The organism is Albibacillus kandeliae (genome assembly GCF_003116585.1).
GTDB classification, from domain to species: domain Bacteria; phylum Pseudomonadota; class Alphaproteobacteria; order Rhodobacterales; family Rhodobacteraceae; genus Albibacillus; species Albibacillus kandeliae.
Window position 1 is genome coordinate 509,071 of record NZ_QEHM01000006.1, and the last position, 23,018, is coordinate 532,088.

26 protein-coding genes are annotated in these 23,018 nt (G+C 65.2%); 18 read left to right on the plus strand and 8 right to left on the minus strand.

Annotated elements, in window-relative coordinates:
* The first annotated feature begins 4 nt into the window (after positions 1-4).
* The 3 genes from DDT93_RS15730 to DDT93_RS15740 are packed head-to-tail and all read left to right on the plus strand — an operon-like array spanning position 5 to position 3,807.
* Positions 5-1,714 carry a hydantoinase B/oxoprolinase family protein gene (locus DDT93_RS15730; protein WP_109466797.1) on the plus strand — a complete coding sequence of 570 codons (1,710 nt, stop codon included), beginning with the start codon at positions 5-7 and terminating at the stop codon, positions 1,712-1,714.
* Positions 1,711-2,928 (plus strand): NAD(P)/FAD-dependent oxidoreductase, encoded by a 1,218-nt coding sequence (locus DDT93_RS15735; RefSeq protein WP_109466798.1) that lies wholly within the window; start codon positions 1,711-1,713, stop codon positions 2,926-2,928. The genes DDT93_RS15730 and DDT93_RS15735 overlap by 4 nt, the downstream gene beginning before the upstream one ends.
* Positions 2,929-2,973: 45 nt before the next feature.
* Positions 2,974-3,807: an NAD-dependent epimerase/dehydratase family protein gene (locus DDT93_RS15740; protein WP_109466799.1), complete on the plus strand. Its 834-nt coding sequence runs from the start codon at positions 2,974-2,976 to the stop codon at positions 3,805-3,807.
* Positions 3,808-3,910: 103 nt separating this feature from the next.
* Here the strand turns inward: DDT93_RS15740 and DDT93_RS15745 are convergent, their stop codons facing one another.
* Positions 3,911-4,312 carry a helix-turn-helix domain-containing protein gene (locus DDT93_RS15745; protein WP_109466800.1) on the minus strand — a complete coding sequence of 134 codons (402 nt, stop codon included), beginning with the start codon at positions 4,310-4,312 and terminating at the stop codon, positions 3,911-3,913.
* 70 nt (positions 4,313-4,382) lie between these two features.
* On the opposite strand from DDT93_RS15745, the gene DDT93_RS27075 reads away from it, so the two are divergent.
* Positions 4,383-5,195 (plus strand): MFS transporter, encoded by an 813-nt coding sequence (locus DDT93_RS27075; RefSeq protein ID WP_198654865.1) that lies wholly within the window; start codon positions 4,383-4,385, stop codon positions 5,193-5,195.
* On the plus strand, positions 5,192-5,764 hold the full coding sequence (locus tag DDT93_RS27080) for an MFS transporter (protein WP_198654866.1): 573 nt from the start codon (positions 5,192-5,194) through the stop codon (positions 5,762-5,764). The genes DDT93_RS27075 and DDT93_RS27080 overlap by 4 nt, the downstream gene beginning before the upstream one ends.
* Here the strand turns inward: DDT93_RS27080 and urtE are convergent.
* The 5 genes from urtE to urtA all read right to left on the minus strand — a co-directional run bounded on the left by urtE (position 5,761) and on the right by urtA (position 11,993).
* On the minus strand, positions 5,761-6,456 hold the full coding sequence (gene urtE, locus DDT93_RS15755) for an urea ABC transporter ATP-binding subunit UrtE (RefSeq protein ID WP_109466801.1): 696 nt from the start codon (positions 6,454-6,456) through the stop codon (positions 5,761-5,763). The two genes, DDT93_RS27080 and urtE, sit on opposite strands and share 4 nt — an antisense overlap.
* A gap of 15 nt (positions 6,457-6,471) precedes the next feature.
* Positions 6,472-7,212, minus strand: a complete 741-nt coding sequence (gene urtD / locus DDT93_RS15760; RefSeq protein ID WP_109466802.1) for an urea ABC transporter ATP-binding protein UrtD — start codon at positions 7,210-7,212, stop codon at positions 6,472-6,474.
* A 94-nt stretch (positions 7,213-7,306) separates the two neighbouring features.
* Positions 7,307-8,539: an urea ABC transporter permease subunit UrtC gene (urtC, locus tag DDT93_RS15765; RefSeq protein WP_109466803.1), complete on the minus strand. Its 1,233-nt coding sequence runs from the start codon at positions 8,537-8,539 to the stop codon at positions 7,307-7,309.
* Positions 8,540-8,677: 138 nt separating this feature from the next.
* Positions 8,678-10,645, minus strand: a complete 1,968-nt coding sequence (gene urtB / locus DDT93_RS15770; RefSeq protein WP_109466804.1) for an urea ABC transporter permease subunit UrtB — start codon at positions 10,643-10,645, stop codon at positions 8,678-8,680.
* A 64-nt stretch (positions 10,646-10,709) separates the two neighbouring features.
* On the minus strand, positions 10,710-11,993 hold the full coding sequence (urtA, locus tag DDT93_RS15775; RefSeq protein WP_109466805.1) for an urea ABC transporter substrate-binding protein: 1,284 nt from the start codon (positions 11,991-11,993) through the stop codon (positions 10,710-10,712).
* A 416-nt stretch (positions 11,994-12,409) separates the two neighbouring features.
* Between urtA and DDT93_RS15780 the strand changes: the two genes are divergently transcribed.
* The 13 genes from DDT93_RS15780 (at position 12,410) to ureG (ending at position 20,653) form a co-directional block, all read left to right on the plus strand.
* Entirely contained in the window at positions 12,410-13,261 is an 852-nt protein-coding gene (locus tag DDT93_RS15780; protein WP_109466806.1) for an urease accessory protein UreD, read from the plus strand.
* A gap of 1 nt (position 13,262) precedes the next feature.
* The gene (locus tag DDT93_RS15785; protein WP_109466807.1) at positions 13,263-13,565 is read left to right on the plus strand and encodes an urease subunit gamma; all 303 of its coding nucleotides are present in this window, start codon (positions 13,263-13,265) and stop codon (positions 13,563-13,565) included.
* A gap of 23 nt (positions 13,566-13,588) precedes the next feature.
* Positions 13,589-14,164 carry a HupE/UreJ family protein gene (locus tag DDT93_RS15790; RefSeq protein ID WP_109466808.1) on the plus strand — a complete coding sequence of 192 codons (576 nt, stop codon included), beginning with the start codon at positions 13,589-13,591 and terminating at the stop codon, positions 14,162-14,164.
* An 11-nt stretch (positions 14,165-14,175) separates the two neighbouring features.
* Entirely contained in the window at positions 14,176-14,481 is a 306-nt protein-coding gene (locus DDT93_RS15795; RefSeq protein ID WP_109466809.1) for an urease subunit beta, read from the plus strand.
* A 96-nt stretch (positions 14,482-14,577) separates the two neighbouring features.
* Positions 14,578-15,393 (plus strand): cyclase family protein, encoded by an 816-nt coding sequence (locus DDT93_RS15800; protein WP_109466810.1) that lies wholly within the window; start codon positions 14,578-14,580, stop codon positions 15,391-15,393.
* Between the two features lie 3 nt (positions 15,394-15,396).
* The gene (locus DDT93_RS15805; protein ID WP_109466811.1) at positions 15,397-15,792 is read left to right on the plus strand and encodes a carboxymuconolactone decarboxylase family protein; all 396 of its coding nucleotides are present in this window, start codon (positions 15,397-15,399) and stop codon (positions 15,790-15,792) included.
* A gap of 21 nt (positions 15,793-15,813) precedes the next feature.
* Positions 15,814-16,158: an antifreeze protein gene (locus tag DDT93_RS15810; protein ID WP_232825471.1), complete on the plus strand. Its 345-nt coding sequence runs from the start codon at positions 15,814-15,816 to the stop codon at positions 16,156-16,158.
* A 19-nt stretch (positions 16,159-16,177) separates the two neighbouring features.
* The gene (gene ureC, locus DDT93_RS15815) at positions 16,178-17,917 is read left to right on the plus strand and encodes an urease subunit alpha (RefSeq protein ID WP_109466812.1); all 1,740 of its coding nucleotides are present in this window, start codon (positions 16,178-16,180) and stop codon (positions 17,915-17,917) included.
* A gap of 132 nt (positions 17,918-18,049) precedes the next feature.
* Positions 18,050-18,262 (plus strand): DUF1127 domain-containing protein, encoded by a 213-nt coding sequence (locus tag DDT93_RS15820; RefSeq protein WP_109466813.1) that lies wholly within the window; start codon positions 18,050-18,052, stop codon positions 18,260-18,262.
* A 91-nt stretch (positions 18,263-18,353) separates the two neighbouring features.
* Positions 18,354-18,953, plus strand: coding sequence for a hypothetical protein (locus DDT93_RS15825; protein ID WP_109466814.1), 600 nt, complete (start codon positions 18,354-18,356; stop codon positions 18,951-18,953).
* Positions 18,950-19,402, plus strand: a complete 453-nt coding sequence (locus DDT93_RS15830; RefSeq protein WP_109466815.1) for an urease accessory protein UreE — start codon at positions 18,950-18,952, stop codon at positions 19,400-19,402. Before DDT93_RS15825 ends, DDT93_RS15830 begins: the two co-directional genes overlap by 4 nt.
* A complete protein-coding gene (locus tag DDT93_RS15835; protein ID WP_109466816.1) occupies positions 19,392-20,045 on the plus strand; it encodes an urease accessory protein UreF in 654 nt (217 codons plus the stop codon). Before DDT93_RS15830 ends, DDT93_RS15835 begins: the two co-directional genes overlap by 11 nt.
* A complete protein-coding gene (ureG, locus tag DDT93_RS15840) occupies positions 20,042-20,653 on the plus strand; it encodes an urease accessory protein UreG (protein ID WP_109466817.1) in 612 nt (203 codons plus the stop codon). Before DDT93_RS15835 ends, ureG begins: the two co-directional genes overlap by 4 nt.
* A gap of 307 nt (positions 20,654-20,960) precedes the next feature.
* Here the strand turns inward: ureG and DDT93_RS15845 are convergent, their stop codons facing one another.
* Both DDT93_RS15845 and DDT93_RS15850 read right to left on the minus strand, forming a co-directional pair.
* The gene (locus DDT93_RS15845; RefSeq protein ID WP_109466818.1) at positions 20,961-21,392 is read right to left on the minus strand and encodes a response regulator; all 432 of its coding nucleotides are present in this window, start codon (positions 21,390-21,392) and stop codon (positions 20,961-20,963) included.
* Positions 21,389-22,522 carry a sensor histidine kinase gene (locus tag DDT93_RS15850; RefSeq protein WP_198654867.1) on the minus strand — a complete coding sequence of 378 codons (1,134 nt, stop codon included), beginning with the start codon at positions 22,520-22,522 and terminating at the stop codon, positions 21,389-21,391. The genes DDT93_RS15845 and DDT93_RS15850 overlap by 4 nt, the downstream gene beginning before the upstream one ends.
* Positions 22,523-23,018 lie beyond the last annotated feature (496 nt).

The following is a 23,018-nucleotide window of genomic DNA, read 5'->3' on the forward strand; positions in this document are numbered from 1 at the left end:
CGATATGGCCCTGTCGAAAACCACAGTCTCCAACCAGGTCATGTGGAACCGCCTGATCTCGGTCGTCGAGGAACAGGCGCAGGCCCTGGTGCGCACCGCGTTCTCCACCTCGGTTCGCGAGGCGGGCGACCTCTCGGCCGGTGTCTATGACGTCAAGGGGCGGATGCTGGCCCAGGCCGTCACCGGAACCCCGGGCCATGTGAACGCCATGGCCGATGCCGTCGGGCACTTCATCCGCCGGATCGGCCGGCAGAACATGTACGAGGGCGATGTCTACATCACCAACGATCCGTGGGAGGGCACCGGCCACCTGCACGACATCACCGTCGTTTCGCCGTCCTTTCTGAACGGCGTTCTGGTCGGCTTCTTCGCCTGCACGGCGCATGTGGTCGACGTGGGCGGGCGCGGCTTTGGCGCCGATGCGAACTCTGTCTACGAGGAAGGCATCTACCTGCCGATCATGAAGTTCGCCGAGCGCGGCACCGTGGATCAGACGCTGATCCGCATCGTGCGCGGCAACGTGCGCGAGCCCGACCAGCTGATCGGCGACATCTACGCACTGGCCTCGTGCAACGAGACCGGCCACCGCCGCCTGATCGACATGATGGGCGAGTTCGGTCTGAGCGATCTGGAAGGCATCGCCGAATTCATTCTCGATAATTCGCGCCGGGCCACGCTGGAGCGCATCGCCGCCCTGCCCCGCAGCGGCGCCGAGGGCGAGATGGTGATCGACGGCTACGACCAGCCGATCACCATCCACGTCAAGCTGAAGATCGAGGAAGACCGTATCCTCTGCGATTTCGCGGGCACCTCGGGCGTGGACAAGAAGGGCATCAACGTGCCGCTGGTCTATACCAAGGCCTATGCCTGCTATGCACTGAAATGCGCCATCGCGCCGGAGATTCCGAACAACGCGGCCAGCCTTGCGCCCTTCGAGATCACCGCGCCCGAGCATACCATCGTGAACGCGGTGCACCCGGCCCCGGTGGCGCTGCGCCACGTCATTGGCCACATGATCCCCGACACGGTCTACGACGCGCTGGACAAGATCCTGCCCGAGACAGTCCCGGCCGAGGGCGCGGGCTGTCTCTGCAACTTCCAGGTGTCGCTGCGCCCGGCCTCGGAGGCTGCGCGCAAGGCGGGCGCACGGCGGGCCGAGGTGCTGGCCTTCAACTCCGGCGGATCGGGCGCGCGCCCGGCGCTGGACGGGATGAGCGCCACCGCCTTCCCCTCGGGCGTGATGACCATGCCGGTCGAGGCGACCGAGCAGGTGGGCCCGGTGATCATCTGGCGCAAGGAACTGCGGCCGGACTCCGGCGGTGCGGGCAAGTACCGCGGCGGGCTGGGGCAGTACATGGAAGTGGGCGCGGTCGAGGGGCACGAGTTTGACTTTCAGGCCATGTTCGACCGGGTCCGGCACCCGGCGCGCGGACGGGCCGGCGGCAGCGACGGTGCTCCCACGACCATCGCGCAGGATGACGGCACGGCGATGAAGGGCAAGGGCAAGCAGTTCGTCCCCGAGGGGCGGCGCGTGATGCTCGCCTTTCCCGGAGGTGCTGGCTATGGCGCGCCTGCAGAGCGCGATCCCGCGCTGGTGAAACGCGACCTCGCGCGCGGCTACATCTCGGCCGAGGCGGCGCGCGACGTCTACGGACTGCCCCAACAGGATATCGAGGCGGTGCAGAACGCCGTCGCACAGGGAGACACTGTATGAACCCAATCTATCCCGCGGAACCGAAACACGACGTCTATGACGTCGTGATCGTGGGCGGAGCCATGTACGGCTCCGCCATTTCGTGGTTTCTGACGAACGATCCCGCCTTCACCGGCCGGGTTCTGGTGCTGGAGCGCGACCCGAACTACGAGTTCGCCTCGACCACCCACACCAACAGCTCGATCCGCCAGCAGTACAGCCAGGAGATCAACGTCAGGATCTCGCAGTTCGGCGCGCAGTTCCTCAAGAGTTTCCGCGAGCAGATGGGCGGTGACACGCGCGTGCCACCGATCCACCTCGACAGCTTCGGCTACATGTACCTTGCCAGCACCCCGGCCTTTGCCGACGCGCTGCGCGAGGTACAGCAGATGCAGGCGGCCTGCGGCGCGGGCACCCAGCACATGACCCGCGAGCAGATCGCGGTGGCCTATCCGTTCTACTACCTCGACGACATCATCGTCGGGAACCACAACACGATCGACGAGGGCTACTTCGACGGGGCGACCATGTGCGAATGGTTCCGCCGCATCGCCCGCGAGCGCGGTGTGGAGTTCGTTGCCAGTGAGGCGGTGGCGATGGGTCTGAACGCCGCCGGAACCAAGGTCGAGACCATCACGCTGAAGTCCGGCACCACGGTCTCCTGCGGGCAGGTCGTGAACGCGTCGGGCCCGCGCGCGCTGCTGACGGCGCGCATGGCCGGGCTGGATATTCCGGTGGAGCCGCGCAAGCGTTTCACCTTCATCTTCGACGCGGAGAAACCGCTGGACCGGCCGCTGCCGCTGACCATCGACCCCTCGGGCGTGCACATGCGCAGCGATGGGCGGTATTACATGGCGGGCTGCCCACCGGATGAGGACGGCCCGGTCGACTACACCGATTTCGTGCACGATCATTCGATCTGGGAAGACAAGATCTGGCCCGCCCTCGCCCACCGCGTCCCGCAGTTCGAGGCGATCAAGGTGATCAACTCTTGGGTCGGGCACTATGCCTACAACACCAAGGATCAGAACGCGATCGTGGGGCGGCACCCGGAGGTGACCAACTTTGTCTTCTGCAACGGGTTCTCCGGACACGGGTTGCAGCAGTCCCCCGCCGTGGGGCGCGGCGTTTCGGAGTTGCTGATTCACGGCGAATACCGGACGCTCGACCTGACCCCGTTCCGCTACGAGCGCTTTGCCGAGGGTGACCTGCTGCTCGAGAAAGCCATCATCTGAGGCCGCCCGCGGCCGATACAAGACGACATTCGAAGGAGAGAAGATATGAAGAAGATCGTTCTGACCGGTGCCGCCGGCGCCCTGGGCAACCAGCTGCGCGCGCCGCTGGCCAAGCTGTGCGAAGAGCTGGTGTCGACCGACCTCGTCGAGGCGCTGGACAACGTCGCCGGGAACGAGAGCTACGTGAAGGCCGATGTGGGCGACGCCGAGGCGATGATGACGCTGATCGAGGGGGCCGACATGGTGGTCCACTTCGGCGCCATCGCCGACGAGGCGACCTTTGAGGAGATCATGCACTCGAACTTCATGGGCGCCTACAACGTGTGGAACGCGGCCCACAAGCATGGCGTGCGGCGGATCATCTACGCCAGTTCGATCCACGCGATGGGCATGTATCCGAAGACCACCCACATCACCACGGACATGCCGCACCGCCCGGACACCTTCTATGGCCTGTCCAAGTGCTTTGCCGAGGACATGGCCAGCATGTACTGGGACAAGTATGGGCTGGAGGCGGTCTGCCTGCGCATCTACTCGGCTTCGGGGCCGGTGCAGAACGCGCGCGCGCTGGGGTCGTGGCTGTCCTACGACGACCTGATCCAGATGGTCGAGAAGTCAGTCACCTCGCCCGTCGTGGGCTTTACCGTGATCTACGGCGTGTCGAACAATGATCGCTCGCCGGTGGACAACTCCAAGGCCGCTTTCCTAGGCTACCGCCCGAAGGACAATGCTGAGGATTATGCCGAGGAGATCCTCGCCAAGACGCCGGTGGTCGACCCGCAGGACAAGGCGCACATGTGCCACGGCGGCCCCTTCGCCACCGTTCCGCTGGGGGTCAGCGGCGTCCAGTTCATCAAGAAGATGAGCGAAGGCAAGTAAGACAGCAAAGCCCCGGCACCGCCGGGGCTTTGTTTTCTTGGGGGCGAAGTCTTTGAAGACTTCGGGGCAAATTCTTTAGGGAATTTAGGACCCTGGCGGTCTTTCAGGCCGCACGGCGGCGCACTGCGATGCGCAGCAACCTCTGGAATTTCGGGCATTCGAGATGCGTTGGCGCCGGGCATTCGGCCACGTGACGCATCATGTCGCGCAGTGCGGCAAGGCTCTTGATCTGGGCATCCAGCGCATCGGCGCGGTCGCGCAGAACCGGGCGCGGAAGCTCGGGCGCGCCGGTGCGTCCGAACATGCCGCCGATCTCGTCCAGCGAGAACCCCGCGCTCTTTCCCAGCGCGATGAGGGCGAGTTGCATCAGCACGTCGGGACCGAATTGCCGCCGGAGACCGTGCCGCCCGATGGAGGAAATCAGCCCGATCTCGTCGTAGTAGCGCAGGGTCGACGCGGGGACTCCGCTGCGCTCGGAGACCTCGCCGATATCGAGTACGTCCATGCTTGACCTAAAGTTGGCTTGAAGTCGTAGCGTGCCGCCTCTGCCTGAGTCTTGCAAGAGGAATGCGCTCATGACCACAGTTGCCCGGCCCCTCGCGGCCCCGAACACGACCCTCCCCGGGCTTGCCCTTTCGATCCTCACCGCCTCCCTCGGGATCAGCATCGTGATGGTCGCCCTGCCCCGCCTCTCCGAAGCCTTCGCGACCTCGATCGCCGCCTCGCAATGGGTCGTGCTGTCCTTCATCCTGGCCTCGACCGTCGCCAGCGTGATCATCGGACGGCTGGCCGATGTCGCCGGACGGCGGCGGCTGCTGGCGGGTTGCCTGCTGCTCTTCGCTGGCGCATCGGTGCTGGCCTTCGCCGCTCCCAACCTCGCAGTTCTGCTGGCGGCGCGCGGGATTCAGGGTGTTGCGGCGGCAGGTATGATGGCGCTGCCGATGGCGTTGATCCGGGACTTGCTGCCGCCGGAAAGGTCCGGCACCGCCATGGGGGTGCTGGGGTCGACCTCGGCCATCGGAACTGCGCTGGGGCCCTCGGTCGGGGGCCTGCTGCTGGGGCAGTATGGATGGCGGTCCGTCTTCCTTGTGCTGGTGCCGATGGCGCTCGGGACGTTGCTGCTGCTCATGCGCAGCCTGCCCCGGGACGTTCCGTCTGCGCGACGTTCCGGCGGGTTGCTGGGTGATCCGGCGGGTACGCTCCTTCTGGCCGTGACGCTGGTGGCCTATTCGCTGTCGATGACGCTCGGGGGCGGCCTGTTCTGGCCCCTGCTGGCAGCCACCGCGCTGGGGGCCGCGGTTCTCGCGGGCATCGAGCGGAGGGCCGCGGCGCCGCTGATCCCCCCGCGCTGCTGCGTGGCGGCGGTCTGCCGGGCAAGCTCGCGATGAACGTGCTCGTCTCTGCCGTCATGATGTCGACGCTGGTCGTCGGCCCCTTCTTCCTCGCCTTCGGTCTCGGGCTGTCGGACCGGGCCGTCGGGCTGGTCATGTCGGTCGGGCCTGCCGTCGCGGCCATGAGCGGTTTCCCGGCGGGGCGGCTGACCGACCGGATCGGGGCCGAGCGTGCCAGCCTTCTGGGCCTAGTCCAGATCGTGATCGGCACCAGTTGCCTCGCCCTCTTGCCCACGCTGATCGGGACCGTCGGTTACCTCGTGTCGCTGTCGCTGCTGACGCCCGGGTTCCAGCTGTTCTTTGCCGCGAACAACACCGCGACGCTCGCCCGTACGGAGCCGGACCAGCGGGGGACCGTTTCAGGGCTGCTGAACCTCTCGCGCAACCTCGGGTTCATTACCGGAACCTCGGCGATGGCCGCGCTGTTCGCCTGGGCCTCGGGCGGCACGGTGGCCACCGCCAGCCCCGGGGCGCTGGCGACGGGCATGTCCGTGACCTTCCTGCTCTCGGCAGCCCTCGTCCTCGGTGTCGTGGCAGCCTCGGTGCGGGCGGCGTGGCGCCGCTAGACCGAGGTCGCCGCCAGCAGTTCGTCGCGGGTCAATCCGCTGCGGTCGCCCGACTTCAGCACCGATCCGCGGCGCAGCACGACAAAGCTGTCCGCCAGCTCGTAGGCGAAATCGAAGTACTGCTCGACAAGGATGATCGCCATATCGCCCTTGTCGCGCAGGTACTCGATGACGCGGCCGATCTGCTGGATGATGTTGGGCTGGATGCCCTCGGTGGGTTCGTCCAGCAGCAGCAGCTTGGGCTTGGTCAGCATGGCCCGAGCGATGGCGAGCTGCTGTTGCTGCCCGCCCGAGAGGTCCCCCCCGCGACGCCCGAGGAATTCCTTGAGGATCGGGAAGAGCTCGTAGATCTCGTCGGGGATGTGGTGCTCGGAGCGCGGGAGGCAGGCATAGGCCGTCTCCATGTTCTCCTTCACCGTCAGCAGCGGGAAGATCATCCGGCCCTGCGGGACATAGCCGACGCCCTTGTGGGCCAGCACATGCGCCGGAACCTTGCCGATGGTCTCGCCAAAGAACTCGATCTCGCCCGAGGTGCGCTGATGGGTGCCCGAGAGCGCCTTGAGCAGCGAGGTTTTGCCCACGCCGTTGGTGCCCATGACGCAGGTCACCTTGCCCGCCTCGGCCTCCATCGAGATGTCGTAGAGGATTTGCGAACCGCCGTAGTGCAGGGTCAGGTCTCTTACTTTCAGCATCTGTTCCCCCTCGCCTCAGCGTCCAAGATACACGTCGATCACCTGCTGGTTCGCAGTGACATGGTCGAGGCTGCCCTCGGCCAGCACCGACCCCTCGTGCAGCACGGTGACCTTGCAGTTGAGGCGGCGGACGAATTCCATGTCATGCTCCACCACCACCACGGCGCGGGTCTTGGCGGCCTCCACCAGCAGGCTGGTGGTGTGCTCGCGCTCTTCGTGGGTCATGCCCGCAGCAGGTTCGTCCACCAGCAGCAGCTGCGGATCCTGTGCCAGCAGCATCCCGATCTCGAGCCATTGCTTCTGGCCGTGCGAGAGTTCGCCCGACTTGCGCCCGAGCTGGTCCCTGAGGCCGATCTCGGTGGCCAGCGCCTCGACCTTGGTGACGTCCTCGCCGCTCTTCTTGTAGGTCAGTACCGAGAAGGGGCTGCGGTTCTTCTTGAGCGCCAGCAGGAGGTTGTCGAAGACGTTCTGATCCTCGAACACCGTGGGCCGCTGGAACTTGCGCCCGACCCCGGCCCGCGCGATCTGGGCCTCGGACATGCGGATCAGCGAAATCGACTTGTCGCCCCAGAGTACCTTGCCCTCGTCGGGGCGGGTCTTGCCGGTGACGATGTCCATGAAGGTGGTCTTGCCCGCACCGTTGGGGCCGATGATGGCGCGCATCTCGGCCTTGCCGATGTTGAACGACAGGTTGTTGATGGCGCGGAAGCCGTCGAAGGTGACGGAGACGCCGGAGACCTCGAGAAGCATGGTCATGGCTGCACTCTCCCGTCCCGGGCCTGCGCCGGGGGCTGGTGGCGGATGTGGCTCAGGGGCCCCGGAGCGGGTCCGGGGCGCGTTGCGTCATGTGTCATTCGCGGCCCTCCGCTTCCTGGAACGAGCCCTTGTCGGGGCCGTAGTCGGCGCCGTGGCGATTGGGCACGATCCGGCCCGCCAGCAGGTCGAACAGGCCGCCGATGCCCTTGGGCGCGAAGAGCGTGACCAGAACGAAAGAGAGGCCGAGGATCACCTGCCACCATTCGACCCAGTCGATGCGGTAGAAGCCGAGGTTGACCGAGGGCACCTGCCCGCCGGTGAACCATGTCGAGACGAGGCTGACGAAGGCCGCGCCGATCACGGCGCCGTAGAGCCGGCCGCGCCCGCCGATGGCCACCCAGACGGCGAGGTAGATGGAGGCGATGGGCGCCACCTCGGCCGGGTTGATGATGCCCGCCTGCGGGTAGTAGAGCGCGCCCGCGATCCCGGCGATGACGGCGGTCAGCACGAAGATGAAGAGCTTGTAGCCCTCGACCGAGTAGCCGAGGAAGCGCACCCGCGCCTCGTCGTCCCGGATGCCGCGGATGACGGAGCCGAACTTGCCCGAGACCACCCAGGCCGCAAGTAGGTAGCCGAGCCCGAGCGCCAGCGCCGAGGCCCAGAGGAACCAGATCGAAACCACCGCCTGCGAGGCCTCGACGCCGGGCAAGTTCTGCAGGCCCGAGAGGCCGTTGTTGCCGCGCAGGCCGGAATCGTTCTGGAACAGGTAGAGCGAGAGCGCGAGGGTCATCGCCTGGGTCAGGATCGACAGGTAGACGCCGGTCACCCGCGAGCGGAACGCGAGCCAGCCAAAGACCAGCGCCAGCAGGCCGGGGATCAGCACCACGAGGGCCAGCTGGATCACGAGGCTGTCGGCGAAGGCCCAGACCGGTGGAAATTCGCTGGAGCCGACCACCCCGAAAATCTGGGTGCCGATGGCATCGACAATCTCCTGCTCGGTCGGCGGGATCGTCGCATTGGCCATAGAGGCGGCGACGATGTCGTGGGTGCGCTGGTACATCAGCCACATGCCGACCATGTAGCCGCCGAGCCCGAAGAAGGCGAAGTGACCGAGACTGAGAATGCCGGTGTAGCCCCAGACGAGGTCCATCGCCACGGCCACGAGGCAGAGGCAGAGCGTCTTGCCGAGGGTCTTGATGAAGCTGGTGGAAATCAGCCCGGCGCCGGCCCCCTCGCTCATCACACTAACCACAAGGGTGAAGGCGGCGAGGCAGAGCAGGAAGACGACGACGGAGGGGTTGCGGGCGAAGAAGCTCTCGCGTCTCATGCCTCGCCTCCCCTGTCATCGGTCACATTGGGGGCGCTGCCCCCGGGCCTGCGGCCCTCCCCCGGGATACTTGCCACCCGAAGAAGCCGGGGCGCGCGGTCGAGGTTGGCGGGCTTGGGGATATGGAAGGTCATGCGGTCAGTCTCCCGCTGCGCGGCCCTTGAGGGCGATGATGCCCCGGGGACGGAACTGGATGAAGATGATGATGAAGATGATCATGTAGGTCTGGGCGGCCAGCGTATTGGAGGGATTCAGCCATTCGACGCCCTTCTGGAAGAAGCCGATCATCGCGGCCCCGGCCAGCGTGCCCCAGATGTTGCCCACGCCGCCGACCACCACGGTCATGAAGCTCTGGACGATGTAGTCCTGCCCGAGTTCGGAGGTGACCTTGGCGAAGAGGCCGATGGCCACCCCGGCGATCCCGGCAATGCCCGAGCCGAGGCCGAAGGTGAGCATGTTGACCTTGTCGGGGTTGATGCCCATCGAGGCGGCCATGCGCGGGTTCTGGGTGACTGCGCGGGTTTCGAGCCCGAGGCGGGTCTTCTTCATGATGAAGAGGAAGAGGGCGAGGAAGATCAGCGCGAGCACGAAGATCGCGATGCGGATGTAACTGATCGAGACCACGTCGTTGAGCGTCCAGGCCCCGTCGAGCCACGAGGGCGAGGTCAGCGGGCGGGCCTGGGTGCCGAAGATGTTCTTGGCGATCTGCTGCAGCGCGATGGAGATCCCGAAGGTGGCGAGCAGGGTTTCCAGCGGCCGGTCGTAGAGCCAGCGGATCACCAGCCGTTCCATCGCCACCCCGGCGGCGAAGGTCACCGCGAAGGCCAGCGGCAGCGCGACGAGGATGGATACGGTGTAATTGGGGATCAGCTGCTGCACCACGTAGCCGGTGTAGGCGCCCATCATGATGAACTCGCCGTGAGCCATGTTGATCACGCCCATCACACCGAAGGTGATGGCGAGGCCGATGGCGGCGAGGAAGAAGATCGAGGCCAGCGAGAGCGCGTCGAGCGTCAGGTCGAAGGCCTGGCTGGCGCCGACGTTGAAGGAGATCGCGTCGAGCGCCTCTTCGGCGGCGGCGGTCACCGCCGGGCTGGCCTCGGCATAGGCGTCGTAGAAGCTGTGGGTGTCGAATGCGGCGTCGATTTCCGCCTCCGAGACGAACGGCGGCGCCTTGCCCGCCTCGACCAGTGCACGGTAGGCGCGTTCGCGCGCGGCGTCGGTGTTCAGCTGGGCCACCGGCACGCCGCCGACGGACCCGCCGTCGATATTGGCGCCCAGCGCCGAGAGCATGGCGGCGTTGGTGATCCGGGCCGGGGCCATGTCGGCGGCGACCAGCATCTCGTAGGCGGTGTCGCGCGAGAGATCGCCGCGCCCCGGTTTCAGCTCGCGGGCGACGTTGGTGCCCTCGGGGATCGCGCCCTCGGAGACCTTGCGGACGGTTGCGACCAGCGGGTTGAGCGTGGCGCGCACGTCGAGACCGATGTCACCCGACATCTCCTCGATGGCGGCGAGGCGCGCGGCCTCGTCTTCGTCGAAGCGGATCGTCAGAAGCCGTTCGAGGCGCTGCTTGAGGGCGAGGATGGCCGGGTCGCTCTCGCCCTCGAGCGAGTCGCGCAGGGGGTCGAGATGCGAAGCCTCGGCGTCGCGCTGGATGGCCTGGAGCGCGTCGCGGCGCAGGGCCGGATCGGGATCGGTAAGCTGGAAACGCACGAGGGCGGCGGCCAGCAGCGCGCGGATCCCGCTGTTGGGTTTCATCTGCTTGAAGCCGTCGTCGGGGAATTCCCCGGCGGCTGCGCCGGTGTCGAAATCATGGATGCGGAGCGTGTCGCGGTCGACCTGCTCGGCCCAGAAGAAGAGCCCGTCTTCGTCGCGGACCCACATCTCCTTGTTCTGCCATTTCTGCAGCACCGTCTGTGCCGCGGCCAGTCCGCTGCCCGCGAGCGCGTCGATGGCCGGGCCGATGGTGGTGCGCGAACTCTTGACGATCTCGTCGTGGTATTGCTGCAGCAGGTCCTGCACCGGGGTGCCCTGGGCCGACGCGGGTTGCGGCAGGACCGGGACAAGGAAGATTAGCGCGGCCAGGACCGCGAACAGATGCCGCATGAATTCGCCTCGGAACTGGAGGAGGAGGCGAGAGGGGGCGCGGGCCCCCTCTCACGGGTTCAGATCAGTAGTTGGACTTCAGCTGAACGCAGGTCTTGGTGTCGGTGTTGTACATGCCGCACTTGAGCTCGGCCCAGTCGGATTCCAGCACGGCCGATTCCGGCAGGAAGTCGGTCCAGGCGTCGCCCGGCACCGGGTCGGTCTGGCTGATGATGTCGAACTGGCCATCGGCCTGGATCTCGCCGATCAGCACCGGCTTGGTCAGGTGGTGGTTCGCCAGCATCTCGGCTTCGCCGCCGGTCAGGTTGGGGAACTTCTGGCCGACCATTGCGTCGATCACCGGGTCCACTTCGGTGGTGCCGGCCTGCTCGACCGCGTTCACCCACATGTTGAACCCGATGTAGTGAGCTTCCATCGGGTCGTTGGTCACGCGCTTTTCGTCGCCGATGAAGGCATGCCATGCCTTGATGAACTCGGCGTTCTCGGGCGCGTCGGAGGACATGAAGTAGTTCCACGCGGCCAGGTGGCCGACGAGGTTGGTGGTGTCGAGACCAGAGAGCTCTTCTTCACCCACCGAGAAGGCCACCACCGGGATATCGTCGGCCGAGATGCCTGCGGCGGCGAGTTCCTTGTAGAAGCCGATGTTGGCGTCGCCGTTGATGGTCGAGATCACGCCGACCTTCTTGCCGTCAGCGCCTAGCGCCACGACGTCGGAGACGATCTTGGACCAGTCGGAGTGACCGAACGGGGTGTAGTTGACGAAGATGTCTTCCTTGGCGATGCCCTTCTGCTGGAGATAGGACTCGAGGATGTTGTTGGTGGTCCGCGGGTAGACGTAGTCGGTGCCGAGCAGGGCGAACTTCTCGACGCCCAGTTCCTCGAGGTAGTAGTCCACCGCCGGGATCGCCTGCTGGTTCGGCGCGGCGCCGGTGTAGAACACGTTCTTGGAGCTTTCCTCGCCCTCGTACTGGACCGGGTAGAACAGCAGGCCGTTCAGTTCCTCGATCACCGGCAGCACCGATTTGCGCGACACGGAGGTCCAGCAGCCGAACATGACGTCGACCTTGTCGACGGTCAGCAGTTCGCGGGCCTTTTCGGCGAAGAGCGGCCAGTCGGAGGCCGGATCGACGACGACGGCTTCGAGCTTCTTGCCGAGGACGCCGCCCTTCTTGTTCTGCTCGTCGATGAGCATCAGCATGGTGTCTTTGAGAGTTGTTTCGGAAATGGCCATCGTGCCCGACAGCGAGTGAAGAACACCGACCTTGATGGTGTCTTCCTGAGCCAGGGCGGGCATCGCGCAAATCCCCAGGGCCAGCGAGCCGGCCAGCGCAGATTTCAAGAATGTCATAGAATTCCTCCTTACGGAGAGACGCACGCACCTAAGCCTTGCACTGCAAGGCCTGGGTACCCAAATTCCCCCCGTAACGTTTTTATCGTTGCACCCGTGTGGCGCGTCGCATCGTTGTCCAGAGTCTGCGATGCGTCACACACCTGCCCCGCGCTCTCACGCCGAGCCAGGCAAGCGTATGGAATGCGCCGGGATGCCCTCGCGGCAACAAGGACCGCAAGCATTGCCTCCTGATTGCGCTCGCCTGATTAAATGTTGTGCGCACCTCCCGACATCGCTCAATATTTAGGCTATGCTGGCGCTGATCGGCGCAATCAGGCCGATTCTGCCGTGTATTTGGGCCAATGTCGCCGCATGGCTTTTGTCCGGGTCCTAGGCCCGTCGACCCGTCGCGGGGCGATCCCGGAGGCAAGCGAATGGAGGAGCGCGCCATCACTCTCACGACCTCTTTCGCCCCGGCCGAAACGGTGCCGCGCCAGCCCCGGGCGATCGGCGCGCTGCGGGTATCCAGCAAGCGGCTGGGCGAGCGCTCGGTGATCGGCGACCTTTACCAGTCCGGCGCGTCTAAGCTGCTGTGGCCGCGTACGGCGTCGGGACTAACGGGCGTCATGCTGAACACCGCGGGCGGCGTGACCGGCGGTGACCGGTTCGAGATCGAGGCGCGGGCCGGGGTCGGGAGCCGCCTGACCCTGACGACACAGGCGGCGGAACGCATCTATCGCGCGCAGCCGGGCGAAGTCGGCTCGATCCGGACCCGGCTGACGGTCGAGGCGGGCGGGCGCATCGACTGGCTGCCGCAGGAAACCATCCTGTTCGACCACTCGGCCCTGCGCCGCAGCCTGTCAGCGGAACTGGCCGGGGACGCACGCCTGTTACTGGTCGAGCCCGTCATCTTCGGGCGCATCGCCATGGGCGAGGAGACCCGGGAGGGGCTGTTTCACGACCGCATCGAGATCCGCCGTGAGGGTGCGCTGGTCTTTGCCGACGCCACCCGGCTGGGCGGCGCCATTGCCGCGCATCTTGACGCCGGTCCGATCGCGGGCGGTGCGCGGGCGCTGGCCACCCTTGTCTTTGCCGCGCCCGATGCCGAGCGCCTGCTGGCCCCGCTGCGCGCCTTGTTGCCCCCCACCGGTGGCGCGAGCCTGATCCGGCCCGGTCTGCTTTTCGCCCGGATGGTGGCGCCGGACAGTTATCTTTTGCGCCAGAGCCTGCTGCCGGTTATCGAATTGCTGCAGGACGCCCCCATTCCAAGAACCTGGACGATATGACATGCAACTGACCCCCAGAGAAAAAGACAAGCTGCTGGTCGCGATGGCTGCCGAGGTCGCCCGCAAGAGACTGGCGCGCGGCGTCAAGCTGAACCATCCGGAAGCCATCGCGCTGATTACCGATGCGGTTGTCGAAGGCGCGCGGGACGGACGGTCGGTGGCCGAGATGATGGAGGCCGGTGCGCAGGTGATCACCCGCGAGCAATGCATGGAAGGCGTGCCCGAGATGATCCACGATGTTCAGGTCGAAGCCACCTTTCCCGACGGGACCAAGCTGGTGACCGTCCACAACCCGATCCGCTGAATCCCGTTTCGAGAGGACCCCACATGAAACGCCTGCTTCCTGCCCTCGTCGCTGCCCTGCTCTCTGCCGGTCCGGCACTGGCCCACCTGCGCCCCGAAGAGCACGGGTCTTTCGCCGCGGGGCTCAGCCATCCGGTGTTCGGTGCCGACCATGTCCTTGCCATGGTTGCGGTCGGCCTCTGGGCCGCGATGCTCGGCGGGCGGGCGGTCTGGGCGATGCCCTCGGCCTTTGTCGCGGCAATGACCGGCGGCTTCGTGCTGGCGCTGGCCGGGGTCGGCCTGCCCTTCGTCGAGCCCGCCATCCTCGCCTCGGTCATCGTGCTGGGCGCGCTGATCGCGCTTTCGGTGCGCCTGCCCGCCGCGGCGGCGACCGCGCTGGTCGCGGGCTTCGCGGTGTTCCACGGCCACGCCCACGGCGCCGAGATCGGCGGGGCAAGCGCCGCAACCTACCTGGCGGGCTTCGCCCTTGCCACGGCGGCGCTGCACGGGGTTGGCCTGGTGCTTGGCTGGACGCTGCACCGCCTCGCCCCCGCCTCGGTCGCGCGCGGCGCGGGCAGCGCCGTGGCGCTTGCCGGTTGCGCCCTGGCACTGGCCGGCTGAGGGAGGCGCAGATGATCCCCGGAGAAGTCTTTCCCGCCGCCGGCTCGCTGACCTTGAACGAGGGGCGCTCGGCCCTGACCGTGGAGGTCGCCAATACCGGCGACCGCCCGGTGCAGGTCGGCTCGCACTATCATTTCGCCGAGACCAACCCCGCGCTCGACTTTGACCGCGACGCGGCGCGCGGCATGCGGCTGGACATCGCCGCCGGGACCGCGGTGCGCTTCGAGCCCGGTCAGCGGCGCACGGTAAACTTGATCCCGATGTCCGGTGCGCGCCGGATTTTCGGCTTTAACCAGGCCGTCATGGGCGATCTCTGATCGCCCGCGACCAATCGAGAAACGGGGGCAAGAGGAAGGGCAGTATTTCGACAACCGTCCGCATGAATTTCAGCGGAGAACCAGGGAGATAGAGAAATGTGTCATGTTTGCGTGATCGAGAACGTAAAGAAATCCATGATGTCGCGCCGCGACCTGTTCCGGGGCGCCGCCGCGACCGGGATGGCCGCCGTGGCCGCCGGGGTGACCACCGCACGCCCTGCCCTTGCCCAGTCCAGCGGCAAGGTCGTCGATCTGACCCATACCTATGACGGGGCCTTTCCGACCTTCGACGGCAACCCCGGCATCCTTTACGAGGAGGCGGTCAATTTCGAACAGAACGGCTATCAGCTCTGGAAGCTCACCATTTTCGAGCACACCGGAACCCATATCGACGCGCCGCTGCACTTCTCCAAGGACGGAACCTCGGTGGCCGAACTCGAGCCCGCCAGCCTCGTCTGCCCACTCTGCATCATCGACATCAAGGCGAAGGCCGCAGAGGATGCCAATGCGATGGTGGAAGCCGAGGATATCGAGGCCTGGATCAGTGCCAACGGCGATATTCCCGAAGGCGCCTGCGTCGCGATGAACTCGGGCTGGGCGCCCAAGGTGACCGAGGAAGCCTATCGCAACACGCCCGACGGCAACTTCGCCTTTCCCGGTTTCGCCAAGGGCGCGACCGACATGCTGCTCGAGATGGGTGCGGGCTCCATCGGGGTCGACACACTCTCGCTCGACCCGGGCAACTCCGCCGACTTTGCCGTGCACTTCTCGTGGCTGCCTGCGGGCCGCTTCGGGATCGAGAACCTCGCCAACCTCGACGAACTGCCCGCCACCGGGGCGACCTTGTTCGTCGGGGCCCCGAAACACGCGAAGGGCACCGGTGGACCGGCCCGCGTCATGGCCGTGATGTAGACAATGGGAACTGTCCCCCTCCTGAGTGACGATGCGCTGAGCGACGAGGCGCACGCCGTGTTCGCCGATATCCGTGCCACCCGAGGCACGGACTACGTGAACAACTTCTGGCGCGCGCTGGCGCATGACCCCGCGCAACTGAAGGCAACGTGGGAGCGGATCAAGGAGGTCATGGCCCCCGGGGCACTGGACCCGCTGGTCAAGGAGATGGTCTACGTGGCCGTCTCCACCGCCAACAGCTGCTCTTACTGCGTCCACTCCCACACCGCCGCTGCCCGCGCCAAGGGCATGACGGACGAGATGTACGCCGAGCTGCTCAGGGTCATCGCGCTGGCCTCGCAGACCAACGGGCTGGTCACGGCCATGCAGGTGGAGGTCGACGATGCCTTCAAGGCGTGACACCGGCGAAAGTGTTCCGGCATGAGGTATCGCACCCCCACCCCGATGGACCTGGTCGCCATGCAAGTCGATTTTGCGCGGGCCTGGACCAGCGCCGCCATGATGATGATGGAGGCGCAGGCGGTGGTGAACATGCGGATGCTGGGGCTCTTCGGCCTCTGGTCCGTCGCCCCCTCGGAAAAGCGCCGCATGGTCGAGGAAAAGCTGCCCGCCTACAGCCGGGCGGTCATGGCGGGCGCCCGCGCCGCCGCTGCGGGCAAGTCCCCCGGCAAGACGCTGGAGGCCACCGTGATCCCGCTGCGGCGCAAGACCAAATCCAATGTTCGCCGGCTCGCCCAACGCGGGCCGCGCCTTCCCAAGACCTGATCAGATCCAAGGACATCCCATGCCCGCCACGATTTCCCGCGCCGAATACGCCGCCATGTACGGCCCCACCACCGGGGACAAGGTGCGCCTCGCCGATACCGACCTGATCATCGAGGTCGAACGCGACCTCACCGCCCTGCGTGCCGGGGCCTCGAACGCGCCGATCTATGGCGAGGAGGTCAAGTTCGGCGGCGGCAAGGTGATACGTGACGGCATGGGGCAGAGCCAGATGACCCGCGCGCAGGGCGCGGTGGATACGGTGATCACCAATGCGCTGATCGTGGACCATACCGGCATCTACAAGGCCGACGTGGGGCTGAAGGACGGGCGCATCATGAAGATCGGCAAGGCTGGCAACCCCGACACCCAACCGGGCGTCGATATCATCGTCGGGCCCGGCACCGAGGCCATCGCGGGCGAGGGCAAGATCCTGACTGCAGGCGGGTTCGACAGCCATATTCACTACATCTGCCCACAGCAGATCGAGGATGCACTGCACTCGGGCCTGACCACCATGCTGGGCGGCGGGACCGGCCCGGCGCACGGGACGCTGGCCACCACCGTCACCCCCGGCCCCTGGCACATGGCGCGGATGCTGCAGGCGGCCGATGCCTTCCCGATGAACCTCGCCTTTGCGGGCAAGGGCAACGCCTCGCTCCCCGCCGCGCTGGAGGAACAGATCCTCGGCGGCGCCTGCGCGCTGAAGCTTCACGAGGACTGGGGCACCACCCCGGCGGCCATCGACTGCTGCCTTGGTGTGGCCGACGCGATGGACGTGCAGGTGATGATCCACACCGACACGCTGAACGAATCCGGCTTTGTCGAGCATACGGTGAAGGCGATGAAGGGCCGCACCATCCATGCCTTCCACACCGAGGGCGCGGGTGGCGGTCACGCGCCGGATATCATCAAGATCTGCGGCGAGGCGCATGTGCTGCCCTCCTCCACCAACCCGACGCGCCCCTTCACGGTGAATACGCTGGAAGAGCACCTCGACATGCTGATGGTGTGCCACCACCTCGACAAGTCGATCCCCGAGGACGTGGCCTTTGCCGAGAGCCGTATCCGGCGCGAGACCATCGCCGCGGAAGATATCCTGCACGACATGGGCGCGTTCAGCATCATCGCCTCGGACTCGCAGGCCATGGGCCGTGTGGGCGAGGTGCTGATCCGCACATGGCAGACCGCCGACAAGATGAAGAAGCAGCGTGGCCGCCTGCCCGAGGAGACTGGCGAGAACGACAACTTCCGCGTGCGCCGCTATATCGCCAAGTACACCATCAACCCGGCCATCGCGCATGGCATCTCGTCCGAGATCGGCTCGATCGAGGAAGGCAAACGCGCCGATCTCGTGCTGTGGAACCCCGCCTTCTTTGGCGTGAAGCCCGAGATGGTGCTGATGTCGGGCACCATCGTCTGCGCGCAGATGGGCGACCCCAACGCCTCGATCCCCACGCCGCAGCCGGTTTATACCCGGCCGATGTGGGGCGCCTATGGCCGCTCGGTCGAACACTCGGCCGTCACCTTCGTCTCGGAAGCCGCGCAATCTGCAGGGATCCGCGAGAAACTGGGTCTCGCCAAGCAGACCGTCGCCGTGTCGAACACCCGCAACATCGGCAAGGCCGACCTGTTGCTGAACAACGCCCTGCCGAAGATCGAGGTGAACCCCGAAACCTACGAGGTTCGGGCCGATGGCGAGCTTCTGACCTGTGAACCGGCCTCTGTCTTGCCGATGGCACAGCGCTATTTCCTGTTCTGAGACAAGGCGTTGCGAGAAAATTGCTGCACTTGCATAACACACATGCTGCAATTGCATTGGTCAGGGCAGCCATGCTGACCTATTATCGTGAGCAGGGGAGGGAACCTGGGATACAAACCAAAGAGGTTTCCAATGGCCGTCACGACAAGCAAAACCGCAGACCAGCCGATTTTCGAGAGCGTCTTCAACGCCGTGGCACATGCGTTCAGCTGCTACGTGCAGAAGGCATCGCGCGCCGATCAGGTCGCCCGCCTGAACGACAAAAGCGACGAGGAACTGGCCAAGATGGGCCTGCGCCGCGAGGATATTCCGCGCTACGTCTTCCGCGACCTGCTCCACATCTGAGCGCGTTACCCCGGCGTGCAGCCTGCGCATTTCGCTGTTGCGCGCCGACAAAAACGATAAACTGCCCGCGCACCAGCGAAGGAGCGCGGACATGAAGATCTGGCAGGCCACCGTACTGTCCCTTGCGATGGCCGTTCCGGCCTCGGCGCAGGACGCCTGCCCGACCATCGACGACCTTGCCGGAGGCATCCGCTTCGAGACGGCGACCGGCGAGATCGAAACCTTTCGCCGGTATTCCGACGACATCGTCGAATCCTACTACGCCTATTCTCCCGACGAGGGCGTCCGCTCGATGCTCGCGCGCGGTCTCTACCTTGTCGAGGTCATGGAAATGGCCGACGGCAAGATGCTGCCCGGCAGTCGCACCACCTACAGCTTTCCGATGGCCGCCGACGCCCTGCCCCAACCGGAACCGGGCACGACGTGGAGCGTCACCCTCGCCCGGCTCGACAGCGCCGGACTCGCCTCCGAGCAACAGGATTACGTCTTTGGCCCGGCCCAGACCCGCACCTACGGCGGCTGCGCCTACCAGATGATCCCCGTCGAGATCGCCTATCCCGACGACCCCGATCCCGAGTTGCGCGACATCCTCCACTACCTGCCCGAACTCGGGCTGTCCTATGTCGCCGCGTTCAAGGACAGCAACGGCTCGGACACCTACGACTACATAGGGATCGAAAGACTGCAATGACCGACCTGCCCACCGCCCGCACCCTGCGCCGCAAAGGCACCTGGACCGACGCCGCCCTGGCCTGCACCCTGACCTACGACGACCGTTTCCTGCGCCGCAAGGTGCTGGAGCTCTCCGACGGCGGGCGCTTCCTCGTGGACCTCGAACACACGGAGTCGCTGGATCATGGCGACGCGCTCGAGCTTGGCGACGGGCGATTGGTCGAGATCACCGCGGCGGCCGAGGAGCTGCTGGAGATCAGCGGCCATGACCTCGTCCGGCTGGCTTGGCACATCGGCAACCGGCACACGCCCTGCCAGATCGAGCACGACCGGCTCCTGATCCAGCGCAATCACGTGATGGAAGACATGCTGGCGCGGCTGGGGGCCCATGTTCACAAGGTGGTCGAGCCGTTCACGCCCGAAGGCGGGGCCTATGGCCACGGCCGCACCCACAGCCATGAGCACTGACACCGACCCTGCCGTTATGCTGACGCTGGCGCAGTGGTTCTCGCCAGCCTTTCCCATCGGCGCCTTTTCCTACAGCCACGGGCTGGAGGCGCTGGTGGACCGTGGCGAAATTGGCACCGTCGCACAGTTTCGCGACTGGATGGCCCATGTCCTCGAGCATGGTGCAGGGCGCAACGACCTCATCTTTCTCTCCGCCGCCTATCGCGTGGATCGCTCGGAACTGGCCGGGATCGACGCGCTGGCGCGCGCCATGGCCCCCTCCTCCGAGCGCCTGCTGGAAACGGTGGACCAGGGCGGTTCGTTCATCCGCACGATCAACGCGGTCTGGTCGCAGGGCCTGCCGCCGCTGAGCTACCCGGTGGCCGTGGGCGCCGCCGCACGGGCCTGCGACCTGCCGCTCGAACCCACCGCACGGATGTACATTCACGGCTTCCTCAGCGCGCTCACCTCGGCCGCGATCCGGCTTGTCCCGCTGGGGCAGACCGAGGGGCAGCAGGCGATCCTGGCCCTCACCCCGCTCTGTCACCAACTGTGCGACAGCGCCCTTGACGCCCCGCTTGACTCGCTGGGCAGCAGCACGTTTCTGGCGGATATCGCCTCGATGCAGCACGAAACCCAATATTCAAGGATGTTCCGCTCATGACCTCTCCCAATGGCCCCCTGCGGATCGGCATCGGCGGCCCCGTCGGCGCTGGCAAGACCACCCTGACGGCCGCGCTCTGCGCTGGCATGCGCGACGACTTCTCGCTCGGCGTGATCACCAACGACATCTACACGCAGGAGGACGCCGAGGCGCTGATGCGGCTCCAGGTCCTGCCGCAGGACCGGATCATCGGTGTCGAAACCGGCGGCTGCCCGCATACCGCGATCCGCGAGGATGCCTCGATCAACCTCGCCGCCGTGGCCGAGATGCGCGAACGCCACCCGGACGTCGAAGTGGTGATCATCGAATCCGGCGGTGACAACCTCTCGGCCACCTTCTCGCCCGAACTGGCCGACCTGACCATCTACGTGATCGACGTTGCCGCCGGCGAGGAAATCCCGCGCAAGGGCGGGCCCGCCATCACCAAGTCCGACATCCTGGTGATCAACAAGACCGACCTCGCCCCCTATGTCGGCGCCTCGCTCGACGTGATGCAGCGCGACAGCCTGCGCATGCGCGGCGAGCGGCCCTTCCACTTTGCCTCGCTGCGCAACAAGGACGGTATCGACGAGATCATCGCACGCATCCGCGAAATCGGCGGCCTCTGATTGCAGAGGTGAGGTCGTCTTTCGGTCCCGGCAGGGAGAGGAGGCCACCTCTCGTCTGGCCGGAGTCACGACAGCCGGGATGGGCCGCGTGGCAGGCCCAACCCTTCTCAGCCTGCGCGATACGGTCAAATGCAATTCATGATTGCGGCGCTGTCGTGCGGCTTCGCGACGGGTTCTGACGGCAGCGGTTCTGGTCTGCCCAGACGGGGGGAACGCCAAGGTCTCGGTAGCTCTCTGCCAAGCTCCGAACGTCTCCGGGAAAGCAACGCCAGATCCGCAAATCTCTGCGGTAGTTGCAGTCTGACCCTCACGCGGCTCGGGCCTTCAGTTCGGCATGGTAGAGATCGAACAACCTCTGCGCGCCATCCGCATCCAGTGGCTTTTCGATGTACCCTCGGACCAGAGGTAGCTTGTCCGCCTCGGCCTTATCGCGCGGATTTCCCGACGACGTAAGCATGGTGACCACGATACTCGGCACAGCGAGGCCTCTCGACTGGCGAACTTCCATCTCTCTCACCGTCTCAAACCCGTTACGACCGGGCATGTTGATGTCCATCAGGATCAGCAAGGGCAATCCATCCGTCTCGATATCGGACGACCCGGAGCAATGGACATCAAGGAATACATCGCCGGATTCGACCTCGACCACATCGCGAAAGCCACCGTGTCGCGAAAGCCGCCGGCGAACGGTATAGCGATCGACCTGCTCGTCATCGACCACGGTCACAGGTATCTTCATCTTACCTCCTCCTCGTTGAGCGGCAAAGTAAAACTGAACTCCGATCCCTCGCCCGGCACACTGTTCACGCTGATCTGCCCGCCAAGTCGCTCGACCTGTTTACGCGCCAACGCAAGCCCCATCCCGTCGCCGCTCCGCGAGTCAAAACGTTCGAACATTCGGAACAGCTTTGCCCTGTCCCTTTTGGCGATCCCGATCCCGTTGTCCGTAATCGACACCCAGAAATGGTTTTCATCCTTGCGGCAACTTACCCGCACTTCGGCGCGCTCACGCGAATGGTCCCGAAACCGGATCGCGTTTGACAGCAGATTGCTCAGCACCATTGTCACCGGCACCCGCGCCCCGACAAAGGAGTCATCAGTCTGAAAATCGAACAAGAGACTGGGAGGACATTCTTCCGACACTACGATGTCGGACCAGATCGGGCGCACCAGTTCGCCAAGCGCCAGCCTCTCATTCGGGTATCTCTCCCGATGTGCACGGGCCAGTGCCAGGGCAGTTTCCAACTTTTCCGCGCTCTCGCGACTGACCGCCAAAGCCTTGTTTAGGTTTTCTCGCGCAACGGCAATGTCGCCCTCGTCCAAGTCTTCGATGCACAATGACAGAAGCCCCGAGATCGAAACCAAAGGTGCCTTCAGATCATGGCTCGCGCTCTCGGCGAACCTTGCAAGTTCGACATTGAGCGCCTCCGCCTCTCGCGCCTTCTCTGTCAGTCGGCGCTCGGTTTCCAGACGTTCGGTCAGATCGATGACGGTGCACATCACCATGTCACCCTCCGGAGTTTCGATCGGGGTAAGTGCTATTTCAACCGGGATCTCCCGACCGTCCCGATGTCGCGCAAAGAGTGGCCGCCCGCGCCCCATCGGACGTTCAGCGCGAGAACTCACAAGACCAATTCTGTAACCCGGATGATGAAGGCGCTGTTCCTCAAGCACCAAGACCTCAATGGGCTGACCCACAAGACTGTAATCTTCGTAGCCAAAAAGCCTGCACGCAGCCCGGTTGACCAGAGCGATACCACCCGTCTTGTCAACCATGACCGCGGCGGTCGCAAAAGCGTTGGCTACGGAGGAAATTCCTTTCGCCATTTCCCTAGAGTACATTGCACTAAGGGCCAGATCAGCACCCATTCGACAGCCCTCCGCCATCTCCGACTCCCCTAAAAGCGGCAAGGATGTTCGCCCACTATACGCCATGAACTTACTTAAAACCCTTCTCCCGATAGTAGAGTTTTTCCGCTCCCAGTTTCGCAATGCTCGGAAAACTCCTCAGATACAGATACTCCAAAATGAAACTTTCCCATTGCTCTCTAAACGCCATTCCTTCCCAAGACCAAACTCTAACCTTTTGAACTCACGCCCCGTCAATTCAGCCACTCTCGATCGCAACCCAGCCTTTAGTGTCGAAACTCCTGAGTGCCCGAAACGACCTTCGGGTCCAGCAAAATGGCCCACATCTGAATGCATTGCCTTTCGATTTTCTCAAGTTCGCCGGGAAGGTGACCTGCCCCCCGCGAAATCCCTCATCGTAGTGTAGAGTCTGCGCCAACACTGAAGGAGCAGACGAATGCGAAAGAGCCGTTTCACCGAGGCGCAGATAATCGGGATGATTAAGGAGCAGGAGGCC